The sequence below is a fragment of the Escherichia sp. MR genome (assembly GCF_005280595.1).
GTDB classification, from domain to species: domain Bacteria; phylum Pseudomonadota; class Gammaproteobacteria; order Enterobacterales; family Enterobacteriaceae; genus Escherichia; species Escherichia ruysiae.
This window is the reverse complement of record NZ_SZVK01000025.1, coordinates 48,883-55,980: the sequence shown is the minus strand read 5'-3', so window position 1 is coordinate 55,980 and position 7,098 is coordinate 48,883. Positions and strand designations below refer to the sequence as shown.

The 7,098-nt window shown below is 51.4% G+C and carries 6 protein-coding genes and 1 pseudogene; 2 read left to right on the top strand and 5 right to left on the bottom strand.

Annotation, left to right across the window (positions count from 1 at the left end; translation table 11 throughout):
- Positions 1-78 precede the first annotated feature (78 nt).
- Positions 79-858: pseudogene (locus FC814_RS12600) on the top strand (TonB-dependent siderophore receptor); the annotation flags it as partial.
- Positions 859-920: 62 nt separating this feature from the next.
- On the opposite strand, the gene parE reads toward FC814_RS12600, so the two are convergent.
- From parE to nudF, 5 genes are read right to left on the bottom strand one after another with little or no spacing between them, the layout of a single operon-like run.
- Complete coding sequence (gene parE, locus FC814_RS12595; RefSeq protein ID WP_000195277.1) at positions 921-2,813, bottom strand: DNA topoisomerase IV subunit B; 1,893 nt, start codon at positions 2,811-2,813, stop codon at positions 921-923.
- A 28-nt stretch (positions 2,814-2,841) separates the two neighbouring features.
- Positions 2,842-3,423, bottom strand: a complete 582-nt coding sequence (gene yqiA / locus FC814_RS12590) for an esterase YqiA (RefSeq protein WP_000105733.1) — start codon at positions 3,421-3,423, stop codon at positions 2,842-2,844.
- Positions 3,423-4,250: a 3',5'-cyclic-AMP phosphodiesterase gene (gene cpdA / locus FC814_RS12585; protein WP_000444758.1), complete on the bottom strand. Its 828-nt coding sequence runs from the start codon at positions 4,248-4,250 to the stop codon at positions 3,423-3,425. Before cpdA ends, yqiA begins: the two co-directional genes overlap by 1 nt.
- A gap of 24 nt (positions 4,251-4,274) precedes the next feature.
- A complete protein-coding gene (locus tag FC814_RS12580) occupies positions 4,275-4,697 on the bottom strand; it encodes a DUF1249 family protein (RefSeq protein WP_000833387.1) in 423 nt (140 codons plus the stop codon).
- Positions 4,698-5,327, bottom strand: coding sequence for an ADP-ribose diphosphatase (gene nudF / locus FC814_RS12575; RefSeq protein ID WP_000917117.1), 630 nt, complete (start codon positions 5,325-5,327; stop codon positions 4,698-4,700). It lies immediately after the preceding gene.
- Between the two features lie 205 nt (positions 5,328-5,532).
- On the opposite strand from nudF, the gene tolC reads away from it, so the two are divergent.
- Positions 5,533-7,014 carry an outer membrane channel protein TolC gene (gene tolC / locus FC814_RS12570; protein WP_000735301.1) on the top strand — a complete coding sequence of 494 codons (1,482 nt, stop codon included), beginning with the start codon at positions 5,533-5,535 and terminating at the stop codon, positions 7,012-7,014.
- Positions 7,015-7,098 lie beyond the last annotated feature (84 nt).

Below are 7,098 nucleotides of genomic sequence, written 5' to 3'. Positions count from 1 at the left end.
GAAAGCGTGCGTATTGCCTGAAAACACAACCCGCTACGGGGGAGACTTACCCGAAATCTGATTTATTCAACAAAGCCACAGTATGCGGGTAAAGGCCGCCCTTTTAATGTCAATACTGACAGTCGCGATGAACAATGGACTCCCAAACTGGGGTTGGTCTACAAACTGACGCCATCGGTATCCTTATTTGCTAATTATTCGCAAACATTTATGCCGCAATCGTCAATTGCCAGCTACATTGGCGATCTTCCACCGGAATCATCTAATGCTTACGAAGTCGGGGCAAAATTCGAGCTGTTCGATGGTATAACCGCAGATATTGCGCTGTTTGATATCCATAAACGTAACGTCTTGTATACCGAAAGTATTGGTGACGAAACCATCGCCAAAACGGCAGGCCGAGTTCGTTCAAGAGGGGTAGAGGTCGACCTTGCGGGAGCATTAACTGAAAATATTAATATAATTGCCAGCTACGGCTATACCGATGCTAAGGTTCTGGATGATCCTGATTATGCAGGAAAACCATTGCCGAATGTTCCTCGTCATACCGGTTCGCTATTCCTGACCTATGACATTCACAACATGCCAGGCAATAACACACTGACGTTTGGCGGTGGCAGACATGGCGTAAGCCGTCGTTCGGCAACCAATGGGGCTGACTATTATCTGCCAGGCTATTTCGTTGCCGATGCCTTCGCCGCATACAAAATGAAATTGCAGTATCCGGTCACTCTACAATTAAACGTCAAAAACCTGTTTGATAAAACGTATTACACCTCTTCCATCGCCACAAATAATCTGGGCAACCAGATTGGCGATCCTCGTGAAGTGCAATTCACGGTGAAAATGGAGTTTTGATAAAAAAGCCCGGTATACGATTGTATACCGGGCTATGTTTTATTCTCCTGACGGGAGGATTATCAGACCTCAATCTCCGCCATATCGCCTTTCTCTTGCAACCAGTTACGGCGGTCTTCCGAGCGTTTCTTCGCCAGCAGCATGTCCATCATCGCGTCAGTACGCTGATCGTCTTCATCATCAATGGTTAACTGCACCAGACGGCGAGTATTCGGATCAAGCGTAGTTTCGCGCAATTGCATAGGGTTCATTTCCCCCAGCCCTTTAAAACGCTGAACGTTCGGCTTGCCTTTCTTGCGTTTTAATTGCTCAAGTACGCCCTCTTTCTCTTCTTCTGTCAGCGCGTAATAGACCTCTTTACCCAGATCAATACGGTAGAGCGGTGGCAGAGCAACGTAAACGTGACCATGTTTCACTAGCGTGCGGAAGTGTTTTACAAACAGCGCGCAGAGCAGCGTGGCAATGTGCAGGCCATCGGAGTCCGCATCCGCGAGGATACAGATCTTGCCGTAACGTAGCTGGCTAAGATCATCGCTGTCAGGATCAATACCGATCGCAACCGAAATATCGTGCACTTCCTGCGAGGCCAGTACTTCATCGGAAGAGACTTCCCAGGTGTTAAGGATCTTACCTTTCAACGGCATGATCGCCTGATATTCACGATCGCGCGCCTGCTTGGCAGATCCGCCTGCAGAGTCCCCTTCCACGAGGAACAGTTCGGTACGGTTAAGATCCTGCGCGGTGCAGTCAGCCAGTTTGCCAGGCAGCGCCGGGCCGCTGGTCAGCTTTTTACGTACCACTTTTTTGGCGGCACGCATACGACGCTGGGCGCTGGAAATCGCCATCTCAGCAAGTAGTTCCGCCGCCTGGACGTTCTGGTTCAGCCACAGGGTGAAGGCATCTTTAACCACGCCAGAAACGAATGCCGCACATTGACGCGAAGAGAGACGCTCTTTGGTCTGCCCGGCAAACTGCGGATCCTGCATTTTTACTGACAACACATATGCGCAGCGATCCCAGATATCTTCCGCCGACAGTTTCACGCCGCGCGGCAGAATGTTGCGGTATTCGCAAAACTCACGCATCGCATCCAGCAAGCCCTGACGCAGACCGTTAACGTGCGTACCGCCCTGCATCGTTGGGATCAGGTTGACGTAGCTTTCGGTCAGCAGTTCACCGCCTTCCGGTAGCCACAGTAGCGCCCAGTCAACCGCTTCAGTATCGCCAGCGAAATTACCGATAAACGGTTTTTCCGGCAGTGTCGGTAAACCGTTTACCGCTTCCGCCAGGTAATCGTTCAGACCGTCCTGATAGCACCAGCGTTGCTCAGTGTTGTTGATCTCATCTTTAAAGGTGATCTCAACGCCGGGGCACAGTACTGCTTTGGCTTTCAGTACATGTGTAAGCCGGGAAACAGAAAAGCGCGGGCTGTCAAAGAAGGTTTCATCCGGCCAGAAGTGCACGCTGGTGCCGGTATTGCGTTTACCGCAAGTGCCGACGACCTGCAAATCCTGTACCTTTTCGCCATTTTCAAACGCGATGTTATAAATCTGGCCATCGCGGCGCACGTTGACTTCTACGCGCTTCGACAAGGCGTTAACCACCGAAATCCCCACGCCATGCAGGCCGCCAGAGAACTGGTAATTTTTGTTAGAGAATTTACCGCCTGCGTGCAGACGGCAAAGAATCAGTTCAACCGCCGGTACACCCTCTTCCGGGTGAATATCCACCGGCATCCCGCGCCCATCGTCAATCACTTCTAACGACTGGTCAGCATGTAAAATTACATCCACGCGTTTTGCGTGACCCGCCAGTGCTTCATCGACACTGTTATCAATAACTTCTTGCCCCAAATGGTTAGGGCGAGTGGTATCGGTATACATCCCCGGACGGCGGCGAACCGGCTCAAGCCCGGTGAGTACCTCAATGGCATCAGCGTTATAAGTTTGCGTCATGGTTTAAGTTAGCAATTCGAGTTGATCGTCAGAGATGGTGCAGACCAAGAAAATCGACGATCGGGTTGAAATAATCTTCGAAGCCCGTGAATGCGTGGTTGCCGCCTTCTATTACAGTCTGGCGGCAGGAAGCGTAGTACGCCACCGCCTGGCGGTAATCCAGCACTTCATCTCCCGTCTGTTGCAGCAGCCAGATAAGATCCGGCGCTTCCAGCGGGTCAATCTGCATGACTTTGAGATCGTAAATATGGCGTGACTCTAGCACATATTGCTGCCCGGTGTAGGGGTTCTCGTTCTGACCGAGATAGTCTGTTAGCAATTCAAACGGGCGCACCGCCGGGTTTACCACCACTGCGGGCAGCATAAAACATTGCGACAACCAGGTGGCGTAGTAACCCCCCAGTGATGAACCGACGATACCCAGCGAATCGCCGCCATGTTCCAGGACAATGGATTCCAGCAGTTCTGCCGCATCGGAAGGATACGGCGGCAACTGCGGAATAATCATCTCAACGTCAGGGTGATGTTCCGCCAGCCAGTTTTTCAACAAGCTCGCTTTTGCAGAACGCGGCGAGCTGTTGAAACCGTGTAAATAAAGAAGCGTAGACATCAGTAACCTTCTGAAGCGGTATCAGGTTGGAAACGCGTGTCCGCAAGGCGGTGCACTTCGGTAGTCAGCGTGCCATCAGCATGTAACTCCAGCGTACGCCAGCCGGGAGCAATGGTGTCCAGCGTGAAGTTGGAACAGTGTGGTTTAAATTGTACACAGGTCGACGGCGTTGCCATCAGGCGGCGCCCGTTCCAGTCGAGATCGAGTTCCTGATGAATATGACCACACAGCAGATATTTGACGTGCGGAAACTTCGCCAGCACATTATCCAGTTCACCTGCGTTACGCAGACTGTGTTGGTCGAGCCAGCTACAGCCTGCAGGCAGCGGATGATGGTGCAGTAGCAGCAACGTATGGCGCTCTGGCGCATCAGACAGCTTACGCTCCAGCCAATCAAGCTGAAACTCGCTCAATTCGCCGTGCGGTACGCCAAACACCTGGCTATCCAGCAACAGGATTTGCCATTGCTCACCAATAAACACCCGCTTCGCCGGGGAGATACCCGCATCCTGTAACGCGCTGTACATCGCGGGCTGGAAATCATGGTTTCCCGGCAGCCAGACGCAGGGCGCACGAAAGCTTGCGATGCCTTCCGCAAAGTGCAGATAGGCCGCAGCAGTTTGATCCTGCGCTAAATCACCTGTCGCGACAATCAGGTCGAATTCGTGCTGGTGTGGACGAATCGCCTCCAGCACAGCCTGGTAGCTCTCCCAGGTGTTTACCCCCAACAGGGCTTCGTGCTTTTGTGCAAACAGGTGAGTGTCGGTAATTTGTAAAATCCTGACTCTGGCCTCACCAGCCAGAGGAAGGGTTAACAGGCTTTCCAAATGGTGTCCTTAGGTTTCACGACGCTAATAAACCGGAATCGCCATCGCTCCATGTGCTAAACAGTATCGCAACCAATCCGCTAAAAACTGATTAATTTGATGCTTTTCGTCGCGTTGATGCAACTTTTTATTAGGATAATCATACCGCGCTTTGAAGCGAAAAATCTGCTGGCTTGAACACACTTCAGCCACCATCGCGTCATGATACAGACGCACCGTCATTGACGGAAGGCTCCAGTAACTGATCGCAGGCGCAGTCTGTTCTATTGTCACCAGGGTAGTGTATCGGGTCGATTCCACTATCGTTAGCCGATAATGTGCGTTTGCCACCTGATAGCTTATAGTTTCGCCGGGTGCATCATTGCGCGGTAACAAACGGCGCAATTGTGAAAAGTTCATCTCGCACAGGCGCATCATTTCAGGAAAGTCAGGTGTGTAACGCTTCATTTATGCCCACTCATTTTTTAACGCTTGATGATGCAGTTGCAGCCATTGCAAAGCGATGACTGACGCTGCGTTGTCGATTTTCCCCTCTTCTACCCACTGGTAGGCCTGTTCCCGGCTTACCACATGAACGCGAATATCTTCGTTTTCATCAGCCAGACCGTGAATACCGCTTGCGGTCGTGGCGTCCACTTCGCCCACCATAATTGACGAACGCTCACTGGTGCCGCCTGGGCTTGCCAGGAAACTTAACACCGGTTTGGTTCGTTTGACTATCAGCCCCGCCTCTTCAATCGCTTCGCGTCGGGCGACATCTTCCACACTTTCCCCCTCTTCAATCATCCCGGCAACCATTTCCAGTAGCCAGGGCGTTTCGCTGGTGTCATACGCGGCAATCCGTATCTGCTCAATCAACACGACTTCATCACGCACTGGGTCAAAGGGTAGCAAGACTGCGGCGTGACCGCGCTCAAAAATTTCTCTGCGGACTTCATGACTCATTTGCCCGTTGAATAGACGATGACGAAACCTATAAAGATCTAATGAAAAAAAGCCGCGATAAAGTGTTTCTCGTGCAATAATTTCTACATCGTTTTTGCCAAATGTAACGGGCAGGTTGTCTGGCTTAAGCATGGTTAATGTCCTGGCACTAATAGTGAATTAAATGTGAATTTCAGCGACGTTTGACTGCCGTTTGAGCAGTCATGTGTTAAATTGAGGCACATTAATGCCCTATGGCACGTAACGCCAACCTTTTGCGGTAGCGGCTTCTGCTAGAATCCGCAATAATTTTACAGTTTGATCAGCGCTAAATACTGCTTCACCACAAGGAATGCAAATGAAGAAATTGCTCCCCATTCTTATCGGCCTGAGCCTTTCTGGGTTCAGTACGTTGAGCCAGGCCGAGAACCTGATGCAAGTTTATCAGCAAGCACGCCTTAGTAACCCGGAATTGCGTAAGTCTGCCGCCGATCGTGATGCTGCCTTTGAAAAAATTAATGAAGCGCGCAGTCCATTACTGCCACAGCTAGGTTTAGGTGCAGATTACACCTATAGCAACGGCTACCGCGACGCGAACGGCATCAACTCTAACGCAACCAGTGCATCCCTGCAGTTGACTCAGTCCATTTTCGATATGTCGAAATGGCGGGCGCTGACCTTGCAGGAAAAGGCTGCCGGTATTCAGGACGTCACCTATCAGACCGATCAACAAACCTTGATCCTCAACACTGCGACCGCTTATTTCAACGTGTTGAATGCTATTGACGTGCTTTCCTATACCCAGGCGCAAAAAGAAGCGATCTACCGTCAGTTAGATCAAACCACCCAACGTTTTAACGTGGGTCTGGTGGCGATCACCGACGTGCAGAACGCCCGCGCACAGTACGATACCGTGCTGGCGAACGAAGTGACCGCACGTAACAACCTCGACAATGCCGTTGAACAACTGCGTCAGATCACCGGTAATTACTATCCGGAACTGGCGGCCCTGAATGTCGAAAACTTCAAAACCGACAAACCACAGCCGGTTAACGCGCTGCTGAAAGAAGCAGAAAAACGCAACCTGTCGCTGTTACAGGCACGTTTGAGCCAGGATCTGGCGCGCGAGCAAATTCGCCAGGCGCAGGATGGTCACTTACCGACGCTGGATTTAACGGCTTCTACCGGGATTTCTGACACCTCTTATAGCGGTTCGAAAACCCGTGGAGCGAACAGTGCCCAGTATGACGACAGCAATATGGGTCAGAACAAAGTGGGTCTGAGCTTCTCGCTGCCGATTTATCAGGGCGGGATGGTTAACTCGCAGGTGAAACAGGCACAGTACAACTTTGTCGGTGCCAGCGAACAACTGGAAAGCGCACACCGTAGCGTCGTGCAAACCGTGCGTTCCTCTTTCAACAACATTAATGCATCTATCAGTAGCATTAACGCTTACAAACAAGCCGTTGTTTCCGCCCAAAGCTCATTAGACGCGATGGAAGCGGGCTACTCGGTCGGTACGCGTACCATTGTTGATGTGTTGGACGCCACCACTACGCTGTACAACGCCAAACAAGAACTGGCAAATGCGCGTTATAACTACCTGATTAACCAGTTGAATATTAAATCAGCTCTGGGCACGTTGAACGAGCAGGATCTGCTGGCACTAAACAATGCGCTGAGCAAACCGGTTTCTACTAATCCGGAAAACGTTGCGCCGCCAACGCCAGAACAGAATGCTATTGCTGATGGCTATGCGCCTGATAGCCCGGCACCCGTCGTTCAGCAAACATCCGCACGCACTACCACCAGTAACGGTCATAACCCTTTCCGTAACTGATGACGACGACGGGGCTTCGGCCCCGTCTGAACGTAAGGCAACGTAAAGATACGGGTTATCTGCCGCATTCTTCCCCCTTCTCGC